Origin of the sequence: Micromonospora sp. Mcm103 (assembly GCF_024519755.1) — a bacterium.
Taxonomy (GTDB): Bacteria; Actinomycetota; Actinomycetes; order Mycobacteriales; family Micromonosporaceae; genus Micromonospora; species Micromonospora aurantiaca.
In genome coordinates, this window is sequence record NZ_JALJRJ010000001.1 from 104,372 (window position 1) to 123,163 (window position 18,792).

Below are 18,792 nucleotides of genomic sequence, written 5' to 3' on the forward strand. Positions count from 1 at the left end.
GCCGACGCGGTTCCGGGTCAGCCGCGCAGACCGAGCACGGTCAGCCGGCGAGGCCGAGCGCGGCCAGCCGGTGCGGGTCGGCGATCACGTCCACCGCCGCGATCCGGCCGCCGGTGACGGTGAACGCCATCACCGACAGCGGCCGGTCCCCGGCGCTCACCAGCACCCCGGCGGCGCCGTTGACGAGCACCGGCCGGGCGTGCGGGAAGAGCCGGCCGAACGTGATCGCCTGCGCCGCCACGGTCGTCGCGCCGGAGAGCACGACCGTGTGGCGGGCGCGGGCGGTCCCGGCGTCGGAGCGCAGCACCACATCCGGGTGCAGCACCGCGATCAGCGCGCCGAGGTCACCGTCGCGGGCGGCGGCGAGGAAGGCGTCCACCACCGCCCGCTGCCGGGCCAGGTCGGGATCGGGGGTGGGCGCCTGTCCGCGTACCCGGCGGCGGGCCCGGCTGGCGAGCTGCCGGGCCGCCGCCGGTGAGCGGTCGACGAGCAGGCCGATCTCGTCGAACGGCACGCCGAACATGTCGTGCAGCACGAACGCGAGCCGCTCGGCCGGGGTCAGCGTGTCCAGCACCACGAGCAGCGCCAGGCCCACCGAGTCGGCGAGCACCGCGGCGTGCGCCGGGTCGTCGGCGCCGGTGTCCACCACCGGGTCGGGCAGGCGTACGTCGAGGGGGTCCTCCCGGCGGGCGGCGCGGGACCGCAGCGTGTTGAGGCTGACCCGGGCGACCACAGTGGTGAGCCAGGCGTCCAGGTTGTCCACGATGGCCGGGTCGGTACGGGACAACCGCAGCCAGGTCTCCTGCACCGCGTCCTCGGCGTCGGTGAGCGACCCGAGCAGCCGGTACGCCACCGCGCGCAGCCGCTGTCGCTCCCGCTCGAACCGTTCCGCCAGCCCGGTGTTCATCACCTGAGCCTCCCCTCCCGCACACCGTCTCGACCCCGCCGGACCCCGTCGATGTGACCGGAGGTGACGGCCGTCACATCTGTCACGCCGGCGGGCGGTCGCGGGTCGAGGTGGCAGCACAGGCGACGGAAGGCGACACCATGAACAGACAGATCCTGGTCACCGGCGGCACCGGCACCATCGGCCGGCACGTCGTACCGCTGCTGCGCGCCGCCGGGCACCCCGTGCGGGTGCTCAGCCGGCGCGGCGGGCGGTCCGGCGACGGCGTCACCCATGTGACCGCCGACCTGCTCGGCGGCGCCGACCTCGGCCCCGCCCTGCGCGGGGTGTCCACGGTGCTGCACCTGGCCGGCGGCGCGAAGGGCGACGACCGCGCCACCGCACACCTGGCCCGCGCCGCGCACCGGGCCGGTGTGGCGCACCTGGTGCACATCTCGGTGACCGGCGCCGACCGGGTGCCGCTGGCCTGGATCCGGTCCAAGCTCGACGCCGAGCGCGCGGTGACGGACTCCGGCGTCCCGTGGACGGTGTTGCGCGCCGCGCAGGTGCACGACCTGGTGCTGACCATGCTGACGGCGATGACCCGGCTGCCCGTGGTGCCGGTGCCGGGCGGGCTGCGGTTGCAGCCTGTCGACGCCGCCGAGGTGGCGGCCCGGCTGGCCGAGCTGACGCTGGGCGCACCGGCCGGGCTGGTGCCGGACCTGGCCGGTCCGGACACCCACGGCATCGGCGAGCTGCTGACCGGCTACCTGACCGCCACCGGGAAGCGCCGGGCCCGGCTGCCGGTGCGCATCCCCGGGCGAGCCGGCCGCGCGTACCGGGACGGCGCGAACCTCGCCCGGCCCGGTGCGGTGAGAGGCGTGCGGACCTGGGCCGACTTCCTGGCCGAGCGGGCGCCGTCGCGGCCGGTCACCTGACGCACCGCGGCACGTCAGGCGTCGGCGGCACGCGTGACGGGATGGAACTGCTCGAACATGACCTCGTATCCGTCCGGGTCGAGCCCGTAGAAGATCCGCGCCCAGCCCACGTCCTCCGGCTCCAGCGTCACCGGCAGCCCTTCGTCGCGCCACAGCGCGTACGTGGCGTCCAGGTCGGCGGTGGGCACGGTGAGCACGACTCCGAGCCCGGGCGGCCCGGCCTTGACCTCGCGTTCCCGCTGCGCGTCGTGGTGCCCGTGGCGGTGCAGGTCGGACAGGATCAGCCAGGTGTGGCCGAACGTCAGGTAGCGCAGGTTCACCTGCTCGGTCTGTGGGATCTCCTTGAATCCGAGTCGCAGGTAGAGCCGGTGGGAACGGTCCAGGTCACGCACCCGGAGCCCGAGCTTGAGTTGTCTGGCGGCCATCCGGCCGAGGCTAGCCGACCCGGCTCACCAGCCCACCGAACCGAGGCCGACCGGGGTGAGGCGGCGCACCTGCGGCTCGATCCACTGTGCCGCGGTGACCAGCTTGACCAGCCGGTCGATGGTCTCCGGTGGCCCGGCCACGAAGCTGCGCCGGTCCGCCGGGCAGCCGTACCTGTCGTCGAACGTGCCGCCGTCGAGCGCGCGGACCGCCATGCCGGCCTCGACGGCGAGCAGCATCCCGGCCGGCAGGTCGACCGCCTCGGGGCGGTAGCCGACGATGCCGTCGATGTCGCCGCGGGCCAGCATCACCCAGGACAGCAGCGGCGCCCACAGTTGCAGCACCCGGCGCGCGCTGGTGTCCAGCACCACCTTCAGCGCCCGGGCGGTGCTGTCGTCCCGGCGTACCTCGTGCCCCTGGGTCCAGGCCAGCACCGGCGCGGACGGCACCGGGCGGTGCGCGGCGCGCAGCGGCCGCGCAGCCGGGCCGGACGCGTGCACGAACGCGCCCCGGCCGCGCACCGCCGACCAGGTACGGCCGGCGACCGGGTCGTGCACCACGCCGAGCACCGGCGAGCCGTTGTCGCACAGGGCGATCCCGACCACGTACGCGGGCAGCCCGATCGCCACGTTGTTTGTGCCGTCGAGCGGGTCGACGAGCCACGCCCAGGCGGTGTCCGGGGCGTACTCGCCGCCCTCCTCGGCGATCACGCCGTGCTCCGGCCAGCGGGCCCGGATCCGGTCGACGATCAGCCGTTCGGCGGCCAGGTCGAGGTCGGTCACCAGGTCACCGGTGTCGTTCTTGGCCCGGGCGTGCACCTCCCCCCGGGTGCCCCGGCGCAGCAGTCGGCCCGCCGCCTGCGCGGCCTCCACCGCGAACCGGTGCGCGTCGCGCAGGTCGGGCCCGCCTCTGCTCGGCTCCACGTCCATGGCTCCTCCAGCCAGTCAGCCCCGTGCCACAAGTCGCGCGATCTCCCGCGCCATCCGCGCGGTCTCCGCCGCGTCGCAGCGGTCCCGGCGTACCCGGTGGCTGCGCCCGTCCACCGCGCCGAGGCTCAGGTCGCACGCGCCGGGAGTGGTCCGGCCGAGCGCCACTGTCACCGCCGGCTCACCGGCGTCGACCTCCGAGGTGTGGAAGCCGCCGGCGCGCAGCGCGTACGAGTCGCCTGCGGAGTGCGTCTCCACCGTCGCGGTCATCGCGGTGACCAGCCGGTCGGTCGCGGCCATCTCGTCCACCTCGCCGAGGCTGTGCACCTCGTAGATCCGCCAGGCCGGGTCGGCCGGCGCGTCGTCGACCTCGATCAGCTCGTTGCGGACGGTGCCGTGCAGCACGTGGCTCAGCAGATCCCAGCTGTGCGAGTGCATGGTGGACGTGGTCGGGCGCACCGGCGGCGGGTCCGCCGGCCAGGCGTGCACGCAGATGCCGTCCGGGCCGTCGCGTTCCACCGGCAGGCAGGTGAAGCCGAGCGGATGCCGGACCGCGCGCAGCGGCCGACGCCCCTCGGCGACGTCGCCGAGCACGTCCAGCACCCAGCCGCGCAGCATCTCCGGCCGGGTGCCCCGGTCGATCTCCCGTTCGAGGTCGGCGTAACTGGTCATGAGTAGGGATTCCTCGCCTGGACGGCCTTGCCGATGATGTCGGCGACCTCACGGTCGCCGAAGGACCGGGGCAGCGTCAGGCCGAGGGCGGTGAACAACCGCCGTACCTGCTCGACCGACGGCTCGTCGTCGAGCTTGACCTGGGCCGCCGCCTCGATCGGCACGCGCCGGCTCTGCCGGCGGCTGTAGTCCAGCTCGATGTTGAAACGGTTGTAGTAGACCTCGCCGCGGTCGATGCGCAGCGCGGGCGTCTGCGGGTTCTCCTGGGTGATGACGACACAGGAGGAGGAAAGGTCGTAGCGGAACGTGGTCATCTGCGCGGCGAGCCGCACGTCGACGGTGAGCAGGCCGGAGCGCTGCAGGTGCCAGCAGGCGGCCAGCACCGTCGCGTACGACTCCTTGCGGGTGCGGTCGACGGTCCACGGCTCGCCCGGCGCGTCCGGGTCGAGGCTGCGCCGGAACCGCGCGTACCGCTCGCAGACCTCCTCGTCGGTCGGGTCGATGATCTCGATCGCGACGGTGAGTGTGGCGTTGCGCCGCCGGGCGTGCTCGAGGCAGTCCGGCAGCGTGACCGCGCGCAGGAAGGTGCCGGTGCCGCCCTTGAAGCTCCACTGGTCGGTGTGCCGCCGCGCCTCGGCGAGCGCCTGCCCGACCTCGCTGCCGTGCAGCACGCGCACCATGGAGACGCTGTCGATGGCCTCGCGGGCCCGGTTCAGCGCGCCCTCCGGGCCGGTGATCTCCTGCATCTGCGGCACCAGGTCGGTCAGCCGGTCGCGGGTGTCCGAGATGACCTGGCGGACCTCCCGCTCGGTGGTGCGCCGGCGCAGCCGGTCGCGCAGCATCGCCTGTGCGAGCAGGCCCAGGACCAGCAGGATCGCGCTGTTGACGACCTCCTGGTCGACCGCGTTGGTGAGGCCGAGCACGGACACCGTGAGCGCCAGGACGAGGCCGATGAACGCGTCGAGATTGGTCACGACCCAGGCGAGCAGGCGCGTCATGACATCCCCCGGTCGACGACGGAACCTCCATGATAGCCCGCTGTCAATGTCGCCATCACACCCTGTTTCGGGCCGGTGGCGGTCCGCCCTGCCGGCGGGCGGCGCAGATCAGCGAACCGCCCAGCCCGGGCGCGGCGCGGGCCAGCCGGCGCGAGGCCACCCACCGGCCGCCCGGCAGCCGCCAGCCGACCTCGTTGGACCGCAGCGCGACCGGCGTGAACCCGGCCCGGCGCAGCGTGCGGCGCAGCAGCGAGGCGGTGAACGGGCGGATGTGCAGCCACAGGTACGGGTGCAGCGGGTCGACCTGACGTGGCGCCCGCCCGGCGAGGAACGCCAGCCGGTCCTGCACCGGCGCGAGGTTCGGGGTGGTGAGCACCAGCAGGCCGTCCGGCGCCAGCACCCGGTGGCACTCCCGCAGCAGCGCCAGCGGGTCGTACACGTGCTCGATCAGCTCCCCGGCGAGCAGCCCGGCGAAGCTGCCCGCCCGGAACGGCAGCCCACGGGTGGCGTCCAGGCAGACCGGCAGCGCCCGTCCGCAGGCCGCCGCGCGGGCGGTGCGCAGCGCCGTCTCGGCCGTGTCGGCGAGCACCACCGGGCCGGGCAGCGCGGCCGGGTCGAGCATGCCGCGCGGCCCGCAGCCCAGTTCCAGCACCGGTCCGCGGCCGGTCACCCCCTCGGCCATCAGCCGGGCCGCGACCGCGCGGCGCACCCGGTGGTACGGGTCGTCGACGTACCCGTCGACCTCGGCGCCGTCGTGGTAGCGGCGGTGGTTGGCGTGCCTGCCGTGCGCCTGCGCGCGGTGCGACGACGTCCCGGTCGGCGGCTCGGCCATCACCCCTCCACAGCGGACGCCGGCCCCGTCGGCGGCGTCCGCTCCAAGCCTCGCACCGCTTCCGCCTTCCAGGGTGTACATCCGCCCGGGGTACGCCGACGCGGCGGCCGGTCGTCCGGCCGCCGCGTCGATCGGGTACGTCAGACGGCCGGTGCCCAGTCGAGCCGCATGCTGTCGTCGTACTCGTCGCCGGGGATCCACCACGGCTCGCCGAAGCCACTCGTGAAGACGATGATGTTGCCGCCGTCGGCGTCCGGGTTGCTGTCCGGGACGGACAGCGCGGCGCAGTAGCGGCCGTCCGGGGAGAACACCGGCGAGATGATGAACCGCGGTTCGTCGGTGAGCATCTTCAGCCCGGTGCCGCCGAGCCGCACCGACGCCAGCGACAGGTTGTGGCGTTCCTGGTCCAGGTACCACCGATTGGTGCTGAACACGATCCGCTGGGAGTCGGGCGTGAAGACCGCGTGATCCGCGAACTCGCCCGGTACGCGCTGATAGAACAGTCGCGCCTTCCCGGTGGCCAGCTCCAGCACACGCAACTGCCCACCGTTGGACCGGCTGAACCACTCCGTCACGATCATCGAGCCGTCCCGCGACCAGTTCGGACGCGCCATGTGGTGCCCCTCGACGAGGACCCGGCGGGCGCCGGTGGCCACGTCAACCGCTACCAGGCGGGAACCGCCGATCACCAGGGCCACCTCGGTGCCGTCCGGCGACCAGGTCGGCCACCCGTAGTGGACGCCGAACGGGTCGGTGATCAGCGTGCGGCTCTCCCCGGTGACCCGGTCGTACAGGTCGAGAGTGAGGTCGAAGGCGGGACCGGGCTTCTGGCCGATCACGGCCAGGTAACGCCCGTCCGGCGAGGCGGCCGCGTCGGCGCCCCGGGGCAGCAGCGCCTGCGGGGTGGTGCGACCCGGATTGATCTGCAGCACGCCGGGGCTGCCGGTGACGATCCACGGCCCGTTGACGCCCGCGGCGGCCGAGGCGGCCGGTCCGCCGACCAGCCCGGTCGCGGTGGCGGCGCCGGTGAGCGCGGCGGCGCGCAACAACGTACGACGGTTCATCGTGGTCATGCCGTCACCTCCGTGGGGATCGCCGCGGCCCAGTCCAGCCGGGTGCTGTCGTCGTACTCGTCGCCGGGGACCCACCACTGCTCGCCGAAGCCACTGGTGGACACGATGATGTTGCCGCCGTCGGGGTACTCGTTCTCCGGCGGGATCGACAGCGCGGCGCAGTAGCGGCCGTCCGGGGAGAACACCGGCGACAGGTAGAACCGGGGCTCGTCGGTGAGCTTCTTCAGCCCGGTGCCGCCGATGCGCACCGACGCGAGCGACTGGTTGTAGACCTCGCGGTCCAGGTGCCAGCGGTTGGTGCAGAAGACGACGCGCCCGGAGTCGGGCATGAAGACCGGCGAGATGAACGTCTCGCCCGCCACCGGCGTGTAGACGGGCCGCACCGTCCCGGTCGCGAGTTCCAGCACCCGCAGTTGCCAGCCCTGCGAACGGCTGCGCCACCGCACGACGATCATCGAGCCGTCCCGGGACCAGTCCGGGTCGGTCATGGAGTGCCCCTCGACCAGCACGCGGGCGGCGCCGGTGGCCACGTCCACAGCGATCAGCCGGTCGTTGTCCTGCCCGGTGACGAGCGCGATCTCGGTGCCGTCCGGCGACCACGTCGGCGCGCCGTAGCGGACACCGAACGGGTCGGCGAGCAGCGTGCGCTTCTGGCCGGTGACCCGGTCGTACACCGCCACGAACGGCTCCAGCGTGCCGTCGCCCGAGCGGGCCGTGTTGACCCAGGCCACGTACCGGCCGTCCGGCGAGGACTTCGCGTGGTCCCCGTTGGGCAGCAGCTCCCGCGGCGTGGTGCGGCCCGGGTCGACCTGGAGCACACCCCAGCCGACGCTGACCAGCCACGACCCGTTCACCACGTCGGCGGCGGCCGGTGCGGCGGACGCGGCGTGGGGCGCGGCGGCCACCCCGGTCGCGGCGGCGAGCCCGGTCAGCGCGGCGGTACGCAGCAGGGCACGACGATTCAGTGCGGTCATTCGACAACCCCCGTGAGAGACGTGGCACCCACCCTCCCGAGTGGATCGACGCACCGGAATCGGACGAGCGGCCGCTTCACGTTCGGCTGCTCGTCCATCACCGCCGGTGAGCCCACCGGAGACCGGTACGCTCGCCCCGATGACCTCCGACGCGCTGCACCGCGCCCTCACCGAAGCGGGCGACCCGCCGCTGCTCCCGCTCCCGGGCGTGGCGGTCGAGCTGCTGGCCGCGCTCGCCGCCCCGCCGCGCCTCGGCGCGCACCTGCGGCTGGTGCACGACGTCGCCTGGCACCTGACCGCCGCGTTCGCCGACCGGTTCGCCGCGGTGCCGTTCGACAGGCAGGCGGTGCTGTTCGGCGCCGCCGTGCACGACCTCGGCAAGGTCGAGCATCCCGGCGAGCTGACCGGCCCGGGGTCGGCACACGAGGAGGCGGGCTACCAGCTGCTGCTGCGCTTCGGCGTACCGGAGGAGCGGGCCCGTTTCGCCGTCACCCACGCCGCCTGGCACTCCCCCGGCGTGCAGCTGGAGGACCTGATGGTCAGCCTCGCCGACAAGGTGTGGAAGGGCCGCCGGGTCACCGACCTGGAACAGCTCGTGGTCGACCGGCTCGCCGGCATCACCGGCCAGGAGCGCTGGCAGACGTTCCTGGACCTCGACGACGTGCTCGCCGAGCTGGCCGCCGGCGCGGACCGCCGGCTGGCGTTCCAGGCCGAACATCCGGTGTACGGCTGACGCCGCTCCGACGGCGGCGATGAGTCCGGCACCGGCCGCCGGTCTGCCCTGGGTCGGTGTTCTCCGATCTCCGGGAGGAAACATGAGCACAAGCGAAGCGCGGGGCCGGGTACGGGCGTTCGTCACCGTGTCCCTGGACGGCTACGTCACCGGTCCGGACGACCACGCCGGCCAGGGGCTCGGTGTCGGCGGCGAGCGGCTGCACCACTGGGTGATGGGTGGGCCGTGGACGTACGACTCGCCACGCGAATCCGGCACCGGCATGACCGGTGAGGACCGCGCGTACTTCGACGAGCTGCTGGCGGGCGTCGGCGCCGCGCTGTGCGGCCGGGGCATGTACGACGCCGCCGGCGCCTGGGGCGGCCGCAACCCGTTCGAGGCGCCCCTGGTCGTGCTCACCCACCGCACCGCCGACCAGCCCGACCCGGACGCCGGTTTCCTCATGGTCGACGGTTTCGACGCGGCGCTGGCGGCGGCCCGGCGTACGGCCGGTGACGGCGCGGTGGTCATCGGCGGGGGCGCCGACGTGATCCGGCAGGCGCTCGCGGCCGGCGTGGTCGACGAGCTGGGCCTGTCCACCGCGCCGGTGATCCTCGGCCGCGGGAAGCGGCTCTTCGAGGGCTTCGACCGGGACGTCGACCTGGAGATCCGCGCGGTGCACCACTCGCGGTACGCCGTACACGTCCGCTACGCCGTCGGCCGCCCAGCGAGGGGCACCGATTGACGTCGGCGGCGCTCAGCCGGTGACGGCGCGCCACGCCTGCTCGGTGGCCTCCCGCGTCCGCTCGGCGGACCGGCCGTCGCGGGCGGTGACCGTCACGACGAGCGTGTCCGCCCGCCGCCAGCAGGTGACAGACCCGTCGGCGCCACTGTGGCAGGTGGTCTCCGCGCCGGGTGCGGCAGTGCCTCCGCCGAGACGCGACTGCAACGCCCGCCCCACCGCCGCGATGCCCACCCGGTTGCCGTAGTACGCCTCGAGGGTCAGTGGCGGCGGAGTCGCCTCGCCGTACCCGTTGATCACCATGGCGAGACCTGGCGGATCGTCGACCAGGGCCGGTATGCGGTCCCTGCCGGCGTCTTGACGGGGCAGACCGGCCAGCTCGGCCGGCGCGGTGAGGCGGTCGATCACCACGGCGCCGGGGGCCGCCGGGTCGGGCTCTCCCGGCTGGCAGGCGGCGCCGGTCAGGGCGGCGGCCAGGACAAGGGCCGTCGGCCGGACCGCGCGACGGCGGTGTCCGGTCATGTCGTCCTCCCCAGGGTGGGCCGGAGCCGGGCGAGCATCCCGGACCGAGCCTATCGACAGCGACCCACGATCGGAACCGATTGACTTTCGATAGGTTACGCGCGATAGTCGATGCATGCTTACAGCGCAACGCGCGGTGACACCACTCCGCGCCTTCCTGGTCCTGCTGTTCGCGATCCTGGTGCTGTTCCAGACCATGTCGCTGCCCGGGCAGTTCGCGCACATGGCGCGCGAGAACCCGGACATGGCGTACCTGCGTTGGCCCGCCACCGCGGTGACGATCTTCTGGGTGCTGTGCGTGCAGGTGGTGATCGTCTGCACCTGGCACCTGCTCACCCTGGTCAAACGCGACCGCATCTTCACCGAGGCGTCCCTGGGCTGGGTCGACGGGATCGTCTGGGCGGTCGCCGCCGCCTGGGTGGTGCTCGTCGGCGTGTTCGGCTACGTCGGCTTCAACGCCGACGACCCGGGCCTGCCGCTGCTGCTGTTCCTGCTGGTCACCGGCGTCAGCGTGCTGGGGCTGCTGATGGTCGTGCTGCGCGCGCTGCTGCGCCAGGCCACCACGCTGCGCACCGACATGGAAGCGGTGATCTGATGCCGATCGTCGTGCGCATCGACGTGGAGCTGGCCAAGCGCAAGATGAGCGTCGGCGAGTTCGCCGAGCGTGTCGGGCTCACCCCGGCCAACGTCGCCGTACTCAAGAACGGCCGCGCCAAGGCCGTCCGGTTCAGCACCCTGGAGGCCATGTGCCGGGTGCTCGACTGCCAGCCCGGCGACCTGCTCGAATGGGTCCCCGACGAGGAGGAGCGATGAGACACCTGGCCGCCGCCGTCGCCCTGCTCGCCGTCGTGCTCGGCGTCGCCGGCTTCGTGTACGGCGAGGCCGACGACTCCCCCGGCCTGCAGCTCCTGTCCGCGCTGCTCGTCATCGGCGCGGTAGCCATCGGCGTACGCGTCGCCCGGCGTACCCGGTAGGGCCGGCGCCCCCTCGACGCCGGCCCCATCACTCAGCCCTTCACGCAGACGACCTGCTTGAGGTGGGCGACCACCTCGACCAGGTCGTCCTGCTGGGCCATCACCTCGGTGATGTCCTTGTACGCGCCGGGGATCTCGTCGACCACCCCGGCGTCCTTACGGCACTCCACCCCGGCGGTCTGCGCGGCCAGGTCCGCGGTGCTGTACGTCCGCTTCGCCTGCCCCCGCGACATCCGCCGCCCGGCGCCGTGCGACGCCGAGCAGTACGCGTCCAGGTTGCCCTTGCCGCGCACGATGTACGAGCCGGTGCCCATCGAGCCGGGGATGATGCCCAGGTCCCCCTTACCGGCCCGGATCGCGCCCTTGCGGGTCACCAGTACGTCCACCCCGTCGTAGCTCTCCTCCGCCACGTAGTTGTGGTGGCAGGAGATCGGCTCGTCGTAGCCGACGTGCGGGAACGCCTCCCGGACCACCTGGCTCAGCAGTGCGAGCATGACCGCCCGGTTGCGGCGGGCATACTCCTGCGCCCACCACAGGTCCCGCCGGTACGCGTCCATCTCCGGCGTGCCGGCGAGGAACACCGCGAGGTCCCGGTCCGGCAGGTCGGTGTTGTGCGGCAGGCCGCGCGCCACCGCCATGTGCCGCTCGGCCAGTTCCTTGCCGATGTTGCGGGACCCGGAGTGCAGCATCAGCCAGACCCGGCCGTCGTCCGCGCCGCCCTGCTCCAGGCAGACCTCGATGAAGTGGTTGCCGCCGCCGAGCGTCCCGAGCTGACGCTGCGCCCGCGTCTGGAGCTGGGCCACCTTCCGGTCCAGCGTGCCGAACCGCCGCCAGAAGTCGTCCCAGCCCGCCTGCTCCAGGCCCCGGATCCGGCGCGGATCGACCGCGTCGTCGCGCATCGCGAAGCCGACCGGGATCGCCGCCTCGATCGCCGACCGCAGCGGCGCGAGGTCGTCGGGCAGGTCGGCGGCGGTCAGCGAGGTCCGTACCGCGGACATGCCGCAGCCGATGTCCACGCCGACCGCGGCCGGCGACACGGCCTGCCGCATCGCGATCACCGAGCCGACCGTGGCGCCCTTGCCGAAGTGCACGTCCGGCATCACCGCGACGCCCTGCACCCACGGCAGCGCGCCGATGTTGCGCAGCTGCCGGGCCGCCTGCGCCTCGATCGCGTACGGGTCGGTCCAGACCCGGACCGGTGCCCGGGTACCGGCCAGCGGGGTGAAACCCATCGTCGTCTCCTCGCTCATGTCCGTCTGACGCAGGCCGTACGGGACTCGCTCATGTCCGTCTGACGCAGGCCGTACGGGACTCGAACCCGTAGCCTCCCGGTTGAGAGCCGGGTGAGCTGCCAGTTGCTCCAACGGCCCCTCGACGGCGCGGTGCCGTCGGTGAGAGTGCCCGGACACGGAGAACCGCCCGGCTCCGGTGTCGGGGCGGGCGGTTCGCGCGGATCGTCGCGCCGGCGCTAGACGCGCCACCACCCGGGTTGCCACTGCCGTTCCCGGCCCGTGCCCGGTTCGGGCAGCAGGACACCGGCGCGCGGCGCTTGCCGCTCGGCGCGGGTGCGGTTCTGCTGCGACACGGCAGGCTCCCTGGTGGATCGGATCGACGTTGCCCGTTCACGGTACGGCCGCCGCACCAGGGCGGCAACGCGATATTCCTTCGTGCCGGCTCAGGACGGCAGCCGCCGTTGGGGGTCATGGCTGGAGTTCGAGGTGGAGGCGGCGTGTGCAGTGGGCTCGGCCGGCTCGGGCTTGATGCTGGCGTCGCCGGCCTGACCCGTGTAGACGGTGGGTGAGGTCGCCGATCTGGCGAATGGTGCAGGCAGGGTCGTGGCGAGCCCACGAACCGTCTCGCCGCGGCGCGTTTCCACTCGCTCGGACCGTCCCGCGAAACAGCTCGGCCAGCACCCGATCCCGCCGGCCAACCGCTACGCGGTGGCGGCCCCGCGTCAACCGGACCGGACAAGACACCGAAGGAAGGCTCTCATTGCACGTTGCCGACGCCGGCGAGGGTTTCGGCCAACACAAGAGGGTTGAGGTAGTCGCGGTACGAGAGGACCAGGCCGTCCCTGATCCGCAAAACGGCAATGATCGTCTGGTGCAAGGGTGCGCCGGTGGGGACCACGGTGCCGAAAGCTTCATACTCGACGATCGCCACCTCCGGGTCGGTGGTTTCGTGGATCACCGTGTTGCGGTACTCGTCGAACTTGACGAGGCCGTCGGCCTGCGCGGTCAGAAACTCGCGGATCTGGTCGCGGCCGTCCACCCGACCCGGTATGCCTGCCGGTAGGTACGGCCACTCGATATAGCCCTCCGGCGCGAACAGGTTGACGAACCTTTCGGTGTCCTGCTCGCGGCTCGCGCGCAAGATCTGCTCGACGACTTCCCGTGCTGTGGCGTCCACGGCCACCCCCTTCGTTCAACGCCTGTTGATTGAACGAGCGTAGAAGGCGTGGAGTCGCCGGTCAACAACCGTAGAATGAACCCGTGACTGAATCGAGCGCCCGCCCTACCCGAGCGCAGCAGCGTCTCCAGAGCGAGGAACGCATCCTCGCCGCGGCGCGCCAGATCTTCGCCGAACTCGGCTACGACCGGACCACGATCCGGGCCGTGGCGTCGGCTGCGGGTGTGGACGCCGGCCTGGTCATGCACTACTTCGGCAGCAAGGACCTGCTCTTCGCCCGGGCCGTCGAGGTGCCCGCCGACGAGTTGCCCGGTGGCACCCCAGGGGAGGTGGCCGAGGCGCTGCTCACGTCGCTGGGTCGACGCTTGACCGGCGAGCCGGCGGCCTCGCTGGCGTTGCTGCGCTCGATGCTCACGAACGCCGACGCCGCCGATCGTTACCGGGCCGCCGGGGAGCCCCAGCTCAACCAGCTCACCGAGGCAATCTCCGCGCCCGACGCCCACCTACGCGCGAGCCTGCTCAGCGCGATCATCCACGGCGTGATAGCCGAGCGACACCTGCTGCGCCTCACGCACCTCGCGGACGCCTCCCCCGAGCAGATCATCGACCTACTGCGCCCGTGCTTCCATAGCCTGACCACAACTCCGCCGACATCGGGGAGGCCCTCGTAGATCAACCCCGGCGTCTGCCGGTCTCGGCGAAACGCAGCAGCCAAGATCTCGAACGGCGGCTGTCGGACTAGCCGGCGTGTGCGACCGGGTGGCGGCGCATCTCCTCCATGAACGGGTAGCGCACGGTCAGCTCGGCGAGCGTGATGCCGGCCCGCCAGGCGGCCGCGACCTGCGCGACCTGGAGCAGGTCGGTGGCGTCGCCCCGGGCCTGGACGTCGCCGTCCACCCGCAGGTCGATCATGAAGTAGCGGGCCTGGGAGCCGAGGCTGACGCAGACCACGCCCCGGGCGGAGGTCATCTCGGCGCAGGTGAACCGGCTGCGCCCCTGCTCGGGCGCGGTCACCTCGCCGACGTCGAGCTGGTGCGCGGCGGCGGTCGCCACGAGCGCGGGGGCGAGACCGCCGGGCTCGACCAGGTCCGGGTAGAGGCGCACACCCAGTGCGGCCGACACGTCGCTCATGACTGACTCCCACTTCCTTGTGACAGAGACCAGCAGCGCGCAGGTTACGGGTGTGTTTCCGGCACGCACGGCCATCTTTTCCCGGACGACCGTCCCGGGGCAATAGGAACGCCCTCATCGAACCCCTGCGAGGTACGCTGCCGCCTCATGGCGCTGATCCGGTGTGACTTCTTCTCCGAGGCGTTGGGCGTGGGCACGTCGATGACGGTGCTGCTGCCCGATCGCGGCGCGGCCGGGATCGGTGTGCCGGGCGCGGCCGCCGACGGCGACCCGCCGGTGCTCTACCTGTTGCACGGCCTGACCGACGACGACACGGTGTGGACGCGACGCACCCCGATCGAGCGGTACGTGGCACCGCTGGGGCTGGCCGTGGTGATGCCGCAGGTGCAGCGGAGCTTCTACTGCGACGAGGCGCACGGCAACCGGTACTGGACGTTCCTCAGCGAGGAACTGCCCGAGGTGTGCCGGTCGTTCTTCCGGCTGTCCGACCGGCGGGAGGACACGTTCGTCGCGGGCCTGTCGATGGGCGGCTACGGTGCGGTGAAGTGGGCGCTGCGCCGGCCGGACCGGTTCGCGGCGGCGGCGAGCCTGTCCGGCGCGCTGGACGTGACGCGCCGCCGTCACCATCCGACCCATCCGGTCGACCCGGCGGTGTGGCACACCGTCTGGGGTGACGGCCCGGTGCCCGCCGACGACGACACGGTGGGGCTGCTGGAGCGCGCCGGCGACGACCTCCCGGCGCTCTACGTCGCGTGCGGCACCGAGGACTTCCTGTACGAGGACAGCCTGCGGTTCCTCGACGTGGCCCGGAAACGCGACATGCCGGTCACCGTCGACTTCGGTCCGGGCGACCACGACTGGGCGTACTGGGACGCGCGCATCTCCGACGTGCTGGCCTGGCTGCCGCTGCGCACGCGCTGACCGGTGTGCGCGGGCGCTGACCGGGCCGGCTCAGACGCCCACGGTGCCGTCGATCGCCTCGCGGATGAGGTCGGCGTGCCCGTTGTGGCGGGCGTACTCGTGCAGCATGTGCAGCATGACCAGGCGCAGCGAGACGTCCTCGCCCCAGCGGGCCTGGTGACCTGTCACGTCGAGCGACTCGGCCTCCCGCTCGATGCGCCGGGCGTGCTCGATCTCCCGCTGCCACGCCTCGAACGCCTCGGCCGGGTCGGCGTCGCGGGCGTCGTACGCCTGCTGGAAGTCGCCGCTGTCCGACCACACCAGCGGCACGTCCTCGGCGGCGATGACCCGGCGGAACCAGGTGCGCTCCACCTCGGCCATGTGGCGGACCAGGCCGAGCAGGGACAGCGTGGACGGCGGCGACGCCGCCCGGCGCAACTGCTCGTCGGTCAGCCCCTCGCACTTGAGGGCCAGCGTGGCCCGGTGGAAGTCGAGGAAGGCGCGCAGCGACTCCCGTTCGCCGGCGAGCAGCGGCGGGCCGATCCGTTCGGTCTCCATGAGCGTCGAGCCTAGCCGCGATCGATCTTGGTGGGACGACCGCGTCACCGCAGTGACGAACCGGCCACCGGGAAGTCGAACCAGGTGTCCGGGTACGGCTCGTCGACGTACCGGTAGTGCCACCACTCCAGCGGATAGTTCTCGAAGCCCTGCGCGGACATCAGCCGGCGCAGCAGGTCCCTGTTGTTCCGGGCGGTGTCGCTGATCCGCGCGTCGGCGGTGTGGGCGCGCGGGTCGAAGCAGTCGAACCCGGTGCCCATGTCGATCGAGTCGTCGGCGAAGCGGCGCCCGGCCGGGTCGGTGCAGGGCACGAGCGCCTGGCCGGGCGTGTACGCGGGCTGCGGCGGCCCGGAGACCGGGACCAGCGTCAGGTCGACGGTGCTGCCCCGGCTGTGCGCGGTGGGCGCGCCGATGTAGCCGTCGGCGAACAGCCGGTCCTTGGGTACGCCGGGATAGAACTCGCCCTTCATCCGCTGCTCGCCGGGGAGTTTCGCCCAGGCGACGAAGTCGTCGGCGGCGCGCTGCGGGCGGTAGCAGTCGTACACCTTGAGGCTGTGCCCACCGGCGAGCGCGGCGGTCTGCACCCGGTGCAGCGCCTGCGCCGCCGGGCGGGTGAGCAGGCAGCGGGGCTCGGCGTACCCGTCGATGGGACGGCCGACGAAGTTGTGCGGGCCCGCGTACCGGATGTCGGTGCGGACGGTGGGGTCGACGGTGGTGAGGTCCACGATGTCCGCCGGGGCACGCGGGCCGGTCGAGGTGGGTGACGGCGGCGCGGACGGCGACGGCGACGGCGCGGGCCGCTGGCAGGCGGTGGCGAGCAGCGCGGCCGCGACGGCCAGGACCGCCGTCGCGCGCATGCCGGTGCCCATCCGCCGTGTCTACCAGCCCGGGCGGGCCGGCATCGGCGGAACCGGTGGTCAGCCGCCCAGCACGGTACGCAGGAAGTCGACAGCGGCGGCGTCGTCGTCGATCGCGCCCGCCTCGTGGCCGTTGAACCGCCACACCGTCAGGTCCTTGTCGCCCCGGTAGTCGTGGTAGGCGGCGTAGACGGTGGACGGCGGCGTGATCTCGTCCATCAGCGCGACGGAGAACCGGGCCGGCACTGTGGCGCGGCGGGCGAACGCGACGCCGTCGACGTAGCCGAGCGTGCGCAGCGCCTGCTCCTCGCGGTCGCGGTGCACGGCGAGGTAGTCGCGGATCTCCCGGTACGGCGTGGCATCGGTGATCGTGACGGCGCGCGGGATGTCGCAGAGGAACGGCACGTGCGCGACCGCCGCGCGGACCCGCGGGGCCAGCGCTGCGGCCGCGAGCGCGGCGGCGCCGCCCTGACTGTGACCGAGTACGGCGATCCGGTCCGGGTCGACAGCCGGCAGCTCGCACGCGGCGTCCACGGCCCGGACCGCGTCGGTGAGGAAGCGCCGGTAGTAGTACTTGTTCGGGTCCTCGATGCCCCGGGTGGCCATGCCCGGCGCCTGCGGTCCGGCGGCGGCGACGTCCGGTGTGTCGCCCCGGCTCCACCCCGAACCCTGACCGCGCGTGTCCATCTGGAGGTGGGCGAAACCGGCCGCGGACCAGAGCAGGTTCTCCAGGGCGTGGCCGCGGCCGCCGCCGTACCCGACGTACTGCACGATCGTGGGCAGCGGCTCCGTCGCGCCGCGCGGCACCCGCAGCCAGGCGCGGATCGGCTGGCCGGCGAAGCCGGGGAAGGTCACGTCGAAGACGTCGACACCGGTCAGCGGCGTGGGCAGCGGGGTCGCGGACACCGGGTCGCCGCACGAGCGCGCCTGTGCCAGAGTGTCAGCCCAGAAGGCGTCGAAGTCCGGAGGCTCGTGCAGGTCGCTGCGGTAGGTGCGGAGTTCGGCCTCGGTCAGGTCGGTGAACACGCCTCGGTTTTCCTCGTCGTTCGTCGGGGGTGGACGGCGAGCCGTCGGCAGATGACTGGCGCATTTCCGGAACGTTTCCGCAACTCGTGCGAACGCTAGGGCCGGTCCGGCCTGTCGTCAAGCCCTCGCCGTACGGCAAGATGTGCGTGGGGCGGGACGGTCTACCGGTCGGTTCCGGCAGCCGGCGAAGGGAACACGGGTGAGCGCGGACGACGAGCGCAGGGTGACCATCACCGCGATCGCACGGGAGGCCGGCGTCTCGGTCCCGACCGTGTCGCGCGTGCTGAACGGGCGTTCCGACGTCGCACCGGACACCCGGGAGCGCGTCGAGGAACTCCTGCGTCACCACGGTTACCGCCGCCGCGGCAGCCGTACCGTGCGCCGGGCGGACCTGGTCGACCTGGTCTTCAACGACCTGGACAGCCCGTGGGCCGTGGAGATCATCCGCGGCGTGGAGGACGTCAGCCACGCCGCCGGGGTGGGCACCGTCGTCTCGGCGATCCACCGCGAGTCCAGCTCCACCCGGCAGTGGCTGCACAACCTGCGCGCCCGCGCGTCCGACGGCGTGATCGTGGTGACCTCGCACCTGAGCCCGGCCGTGCAGGCGCAGCTGCGGCGCCTCAACGTGCCGGTGGTGGTGGTCGACCCGGCCGCCGGCGTGGCCGCCACCGACGTGCCGGCGATCGGCGCCACCAACTGGACCGGCGGCCTGGCCGCCACCGAGCACCTGCTCAAGCTCGGCCACCGCCGGATCGGTTTCGTGGCCGGCCCGCCGCACCTGCTGTGCAGCCGGGCCCGGCTGGACGGCTACCGGGCCGGGCTGGCCGCCGCCGGGGTGGCCGCCGACGACCGGCTGGTGCAGCCCGGCGACTTCTACCACGCCTCCGGGTTCACCGCCGGTGGCGCGCTGCTCGACCTGGACGACCCGCCCACCGCCATCTTCGCCGCCAGCGACCAGATGGCCTTCGGCGTGTACGAGGCGATACGCCGCCGCGGACTGCGGGTCTGCGACGACGTGAGCGTGGTCGGCTTCGACGACCTGCCCGAGGCGCGCTGGGCCTCCCCGCCGCTGACCACTGTGCGCCAGCCGCTGGTCGAGATGGGCCGGCTCGCCGCGCGCACCGTGCTGCGGCTGGCCCAGGGCGAGGAGATCGACTCGCCCCGGGTCGAACTGGCCACCGAACTGGTGGTGCGGGACAGCACCGCAGGGCCCGCCGCCCGCTGATCCGGGCCCCTGTT

24 protein-coding genes and 1 tRNA gene are annotated in these 18,792 nt (G+C 73.1%); 9 read left to right on the forward strand and 16 right to left on the reverse strand.

The window, feature by feature from the left end:
- Window positions 1-40 precede the first annotated feature (40 nt).
- A complete protein-coding gene (gene sigJ, locus OC439_RS00480) occupies window positions 41-907 on the reverse strand; it encodes an RNA polymerase sigma factor SigJ (protein ID WP_262011638.1) in 867 nt (288 codons plus the stop codon).
- A 140-nt stretch (window positions 908-1,047) separates the two neighbouring features.
- Between sigJ and OC439_RS00485 the strand changes: the two genes are divergently transcribed.
- Window positions 1,048-1,824: an SDR family oxidoreductase gene (locus tag OC439_RS00485; protein ID WP_262011639.1), complete on the forward strand. Its 777-nt coding sequence runs from the start codon at window positions 1,048-1,050 to the stop codon at window positions 1,822-1,824.
- Window positions 1,825-1,838: 14 nt separating this feature from the next.
- Here the strand turns inward: OC439_RS00485 and OC439_RS00490 are convergent, their stop codons facing one another.
- From OC439_RS00490 to OC439_RS00520, 7 genes are all read right to left on the reverse strand, one after another.
- Window positions 1,839-2,249 (reverse strand): VOC family protein, encoded by a 411-nt coding sequence (locus OC439_RS00490; protein ID WP_262011640.1) that lies wholly within the window; start codon window positions 2,247-2,249, stop codon window positions 1,839-1,841.
- 24 nt (window positions 2,250-2,273) lie between these two features.
- Complete coding sequence (locus OC439_RS00495) at window positions 2,274-3,176, reverse strand: inositol monophosphatase family protein (RefSeq protein ID WP_262011641.1); 903 nt, start codon at window positions 3,174-3,176, stop codon at window positions 2,274-2,276.
- A 15-nt stretch (window positions 3,177-3,191) separates the two neighbouring features.
- Window positions 3,192-3,845, reverse strand: coding sequence for a hypothetical protein (locus tag OC439_RS00500; protein ID WP_262011642.1), 654 nt, complete (start codon window positions 3,843-3,845; stop codon window positions 3,192-3,194).
- Window positions 3,842-4,843 carry a hypothetical protein gene (locus OC439_RS00505; RefSeq protein WP_262011643.1) on the reverse strand — a complete coding sequence of 334 codons (1,002 nt, stop codon included), beginning with the start codon at window positions 4,841-4,843 and terminating at the stop codon, window positions 3,842-3,844. The genes OC439_RS00500 and OC439_RS00505 overlap by 4 nt, the downstream gene beginning before the upstream one ends.
- A 55-nt stretch (window positions 4,844-4,898) precedes the next feature.
- Window positions 4,899-5,675: a methyltransferase domain-containing protein gene (locus tag OC439_RS00510; RefSeq protein WP_262011644.1), complete on the reverse strand. Its 777-nt coding sequence runs from the start codon at window positions 5,673-5,675 to the stop codon at window positions 4,899-4,901.
- A 140-nt stretch (window positions 5,676-5,815) separates the two neighbouring features.
- Window positions 5,816-6,748: a TolB family protein gene (locus OC439_RS00515; RefSeq protein WP_262011645.1), complete on the reverse strand. Its 933-nt coding sequence runs from the start codon at window positions 6,746-6,748 to the stop codon at window positions 5,816-5,818.
- Window positions 6,745-7,722: a TolB family protein gene (locus tag OC439_RS00520; protein ID WP_262011646.1), complete on the reverse strand. Its 978-nt coding sequence runs from the start codon at window positions 7,720-7,722 to the stop codon at window positions 6,745-6,747. Before OC439_RS00520 ends, OC439_RS00515 begins: the two co-directional genes overlap by 4 nt.
- A 139-nt stretch (window positions 7,723-7,861) precedes the next feature.
- Here OC439_RS00520 and OC439_RS00525 point away from each other — a divergent pair, with 139 nt between their 5' ends.
- Both OC439_RS00525 and OC439_RS00530 read left to right on the forward strand, forming a co-directional pair.
- A complete protein-coding gene (locus tag OC439_RS00525; RefSeq protein WP_135240342.1) occupies window positions 7,862-8,455 on the forward strand; it encodes an HD domain-containing protein in 594 nt (197 codons plus the stop codon).
- 82 nt (window positions 8,456-8,537) lie between these two features.
- On the forward strand, window positions 8,538-9,179 hold the full coding sequence (locus OC439_RS00530) for a dihydrofolate reductase family protein (protein ID WP_262011647.1): 642 nt from the start codon (window positions 8,538-8,540) through the stop codon (window positions 9,177-9,179).
- A 12-nt stretch (window positions 9,180-9,191) separates the two neighbouring features.
- Here OC439_RS00530 and OC439_RS00535 read toward each other — a convergent pair whose 3' ends face one another.
- A complete protein-coding gene (locus tag OC439_RS00535; RefSeq protein ID WP_262011648.1) occupies window positions 9,192-9,698 on the reverse strand; it encodes a hypothetical protein in 507 nt (168 codons plus the stop codon).
- 115 nt (window positions 9,699-9,813) lie between these two features.
- On the opposite strand from OC439_RS00535, the gene OC439_RS00540 reads away from it, so the two are divergent.
- From OC439_RS00540 to OC439_RS00550, 3 genes are read left to right on the forward strand one after another with little or no spacing between them, the layout of a single operon-like run.
- The gene (locus OC439_RS00540; protein WP_262011649.1) at window positions 9,814-10,293 is read left to right on the forward strand and encodes a DUF2975 domain-containing protein; all 480 of its coding nucleotides are present in this window, start codon (window positions 9,814-9,816) and stop codon (window positions 10,291-10,293) included.
- Window positions 10,293-10,511: a helix-turn-helix domain-containing protein gene (locus OC439_RS00545; protein WP_030499989.1), complete on the forward strand. Its 219-nt coding sequence runs from the start codon at window positions 10,293-10,295 to the stop codon at window positions 10,509-10,511. The genes OC439_RS00540 and OC439_RS00545 overlap by 1 nt, the downstream gene beginning before the upstream one ends.
- A complete protein-coding gene (locus OC439_RS00550) occupies window positions 10,508-10,672 on the forward strand; it encodes a hypothetical protein (RefSeq protein ID WP_262011650.1) in 165 nt (54 codons plus the stop codon). The genes OC439_RS00545 and OC439_RS00550 overlap by 4 nt, the downstream gene beginning before the upstream one ends.
- Before the next feature lie 32 nt (window positions 10,673-10,704).
- Here OC439_RS00550 and OC439_RS00555 read toward each other — a convergent pair whose 3' ends face one another.
- From OC439_RS00555 to OC439_RS00565, 3 genes are all read right to left on the reverse strand, one after another.
- Window positions 10,705-11,904 carry an RtcB family protein gene (locus OC439_RS00555; protein ID WP_262011651.1) on the reverse strand — a complete coding sequence of 400 codons (1,200 nt, stop codon included), beginning with the start codon at window positions 11,902-11,904 and terminating at the stop codon, window positions 10,705-10,707.
- A gap of 65 nt (window positions 11,905-11,969) precedes the next feature.
- Window positions 11,970-12,042 (reverse strand) — tRNA-Glu (locus tag OC439_RS00560).
- A 619-nt stretch (window positions 12,043-12,661) separates the two neighbouring features.
- The gene (locus tag OC439_RS00565; protein ID WP_262011652.1) at window positions 12,662-13,081 is read right to left on the reverse strand and encodes a nuclear transport factor 2 family protein; all 420 of its coding nucleotides are present in this window, start codon (window positions 13,079-13,081) and stop codon (window positions 12,662-12,664) included.
- A gap of 83 nt (window positions 13,082-13,164) precedes the next feature.
- Between OC439_RS00565 and OC439_RS00570 the strand changes: the two genes are divergently transcribed.
- Window positions 13,165-13,752 (forward strand): TetR/AcrR family transcriptional regulator, encoded by a 588-nt coding sequence (locus tag OC439_RS00570; protein WP_262011653.1) that lies wholly within the window; start codon window positions 13,165-13,167, stop codon window positions 13,750-13,752.
- A 67-nt stretch (window positions 13,753-13,819) separates the two neighbouring features.
- Here the strand turns inward: OC439_RS00570 and OC439_RS00575 are convergent, their stop codons facing one another.
- Entirely contained in the window at window positions 13,820-14,212 is a 393-nt protein-coding gene (locus OC439_RS00575; protein WP_091327452.1) for a hypothetical protein, read from the reverse strand.
- A 147-nt stretch (window positions 14,213-14,359) separates the two neighbouring features.
- Here OC439_RS00575 and OC439_RS00580 point away from each other — a divergent pair, with 147 nt between their 5' ends.
- Complete coding sequence (locus OC439_RS00580) at window positions 14,360-15,133, forward strand: alpha/beta hydrolase (protein WP_262011654.1); 774 nt, start codon at window positions 14,360-14,362, stop codon at window positions 15,131-15,133.
- Between the two features lie 30 nt (window positions 15,134-15,163).
- Here OC439_RS00580 and OC439_RS00585 read toward each other — a convergent pair whose 3' ends face one another.
- Genes OC439_RS00585 through OC439_RS00595 form a run of 3 tightly spaced genes read right to left on the reverse strand, consistent with a single transcriptional unit; the run spans window position 15,164 to window position 17,553 of the window.
- Window positions 15,164-15,670: a DinB family protein gene (locus OC439_RS00585; RefSeq protein WP_262011655.1), complete on the reverse strand. Its 507-nt coding sequence runs from the start codon at window positions 15,668-15,670 to the stop codon at window positions 15,164-15,166.
- A gap of 44 nt (window positions 15,671-15,714) precedes the next feature.
- On the reverse strand, window positions 15,715-16,527 hold the full coding sequence (locus OC439_RS00590) for a M15 family metallopeptidase (RefSeq protein ID WP_262011992.1): 813 nt from the start codon (window positions 16,525-16,527) through the stop codon (window positions 15,715-15,717).
- Window positions 16,528-16,587: 60 nt separating this feature from the next.
- Complete coding sequence (locus tag OC439_RS00595; RefSeq protein ID WP_262011656.1) at window positions 16,588-17,553, reverse strand: acetylxylan esterase; 966 nt, start codon at window positions 17,551-17,553, stop codon at window positions 16,588-16,590.
- 199 nt (window positions 17,554-17,752) lie between these two features.
- Here OC439_RS00595 and OC439_RS00600 point away from each other — a divergent pair, with 199 nt between their 5' ends.
- The gene (locus OC439_RS00600; protein ID WP_262011657.1) at window positions 17,753-18,778 is read left to right on the forward strand and encodes a LacI family DNA-binding transcriptional regulator; all 1,026 of its coding nucleotides are present in this window, start codon (window positions 17,753-17,755) and stop codon (window positions 18,776-18,778) included.
- The last annotated feature ends 14 nt before the right edge of the window (window positions 18,779-18,792 follow it).

What these genes read in the sequence shown, in the direction of transcription:
- OC439_RS00520 (WP_262011646.1), bottom strand. Translation starts at nt 7,722, where the DNA reads ATGACCGCACTGAATCGTCGTGCCCTGCTGCGTACCGCCGCGCTGACC.
- OC439_RS00540 (WP_262011649.1), top strand. Translation starts at nt 9,814, where the DNA reads ATGCTTACAGCGCAACGCGCGGTGACACCACTCCGCGCCTTCCTGGTC.
- OC439_RS00530 (WP_262011647.1), top strand. Translation starts at nt 8,538, where the DNA reads ATGAGCACAAGCGAAGCGCGGGGCCGGGTACGGGCGTTCGTCACCGTG.
- OC439_RS00515 (WP_262011645.1), bottom strand. Translation starts at nt 6,748, where the DNA reads ATGACCACGATGAACCGTCGTACGTTGTTGCGCGCCGCCGCGCTCACC.
- OC439_RS00585 (WP_262011655.1), bottom strand. Translation starts at nt 15,670, where the DNA reads ATGGAGACCGAACGGATCGGCCCGCCGCTGCTCGCCGGCGAACGGGAG.
- OC439_RS00590 (WP_262011992.1), bottom strand. Translation starts at nt 16,527, where the DNA reads ATGCGCGCGACGGCGGTCCTGGCCGTCGCGGCCGCGCTGCTCGCCACC.
- OC439_RS00525 (WP_135240342.1), top strand. Translation starts at nt 7,862, where the DNA reads ATGACCTCCGACGCGCTGCACCGCGCCCTCACCGAAGCGGGCGACCCG.
- OC439_RS00490 (WP_262011640.1), bottom strand. Translation starts at nt 2,249, where the DNA reads ATGGCCGCCAGACAACTCAAGCTCGGGCTCCGGGTGCGTGACCTGGAC.
- OC439_RS00500 (WP_262011642.1), bottom strand. Translation starts at nt 3,845, where the DNA reads ATGACCAGTTACGCCGACCTCGAACGGGAGATCGACCGGGGCACCCGG.
- OC439_RS00555 (WP_262011651.1), bottom strand. Translation starts at nt 11,904, where the DNA reads ATGGGTTTCACCCCGCTGGCCGGTACCCGGGCACCGGTCCGGGTCTGG.
- OC439_RS00550 (WP_262011650.1), top strand. Translation starts at nt 10,508, where the DNA reads ATGAGACACCTGGCCGCCGCCGTCGCCCTGCTCGCCGTCGTGCTCGGC.
- OC439_RS00510 (WP_262011644.1), bottom strand. Translation starts at nt 5,675, where the DNA reads ATGGCCGAGCCGCCGACCGGGACGTCGTCGCACCGCGCGCAGGCGCAC.
- OC439_RS00580 (WP_262011654.1), top strand. Translation starts at nt 14,360, where the DNA reads ATGGCGCTGATCCGGTGTGACTTCTTCTCCGAGGCGTTGGGCGTGGGC.
- OC439_RS00535 (WP_262011648.1), bottom strand. Translation starts at nt 9,698, where the DNA reads ATGACCGGACACCGCCGTCGCGCGGTCCGGCCGACGGCCCTTGTCCTG.
- OC439_RS00485 (WP_262011639.1), top strand. Translation starts at nt 1,048, where the DNA reads ATGAACAGACAGATCCTGGTCACCGGCGGCACCGGCACCATCGGCCGG.
- OC439_RS00545 (WP_030499989.1), top strand. Translation starts at nt 10,293, where the DNA reads ATGCCGATCGTCGTGCGCATCGACGTGGAGCTGGCCAAGCGCAAGATG.
- OC439_RS00575 (WP_091327452.1), bottom strand. Translation starts at nt 14,212, where the DNA reads ATGAGCGACGTGTCGGCCGCACTGGGTGTGCGCCTCTACCCGGACCTG.
- sigJ (WP_262011638.1), bottom strand. Translation starts at nt 907, where the DNA reads ATGAACACCGGGCTGGCGGAACGGTTCGAGCGGGAGCGACAGCGGCTG.
- OC439_RS00495 (WP_262011641.1), bottom strand. Translation starts at nt 3,176, where the DNA reads ATGGACGTGGAGCCGAGCAGAGGCGGGCCCGACCTGCGCGACGCGCAC.
- OC439_RS00505 (WP_262011643.1), bottom strand. Translation starts at nt 4,843, where the DNA reads ATGACGCGCCTGCTCGCCTGGGTCGTGACCAATCTCGACGCGTTCATC.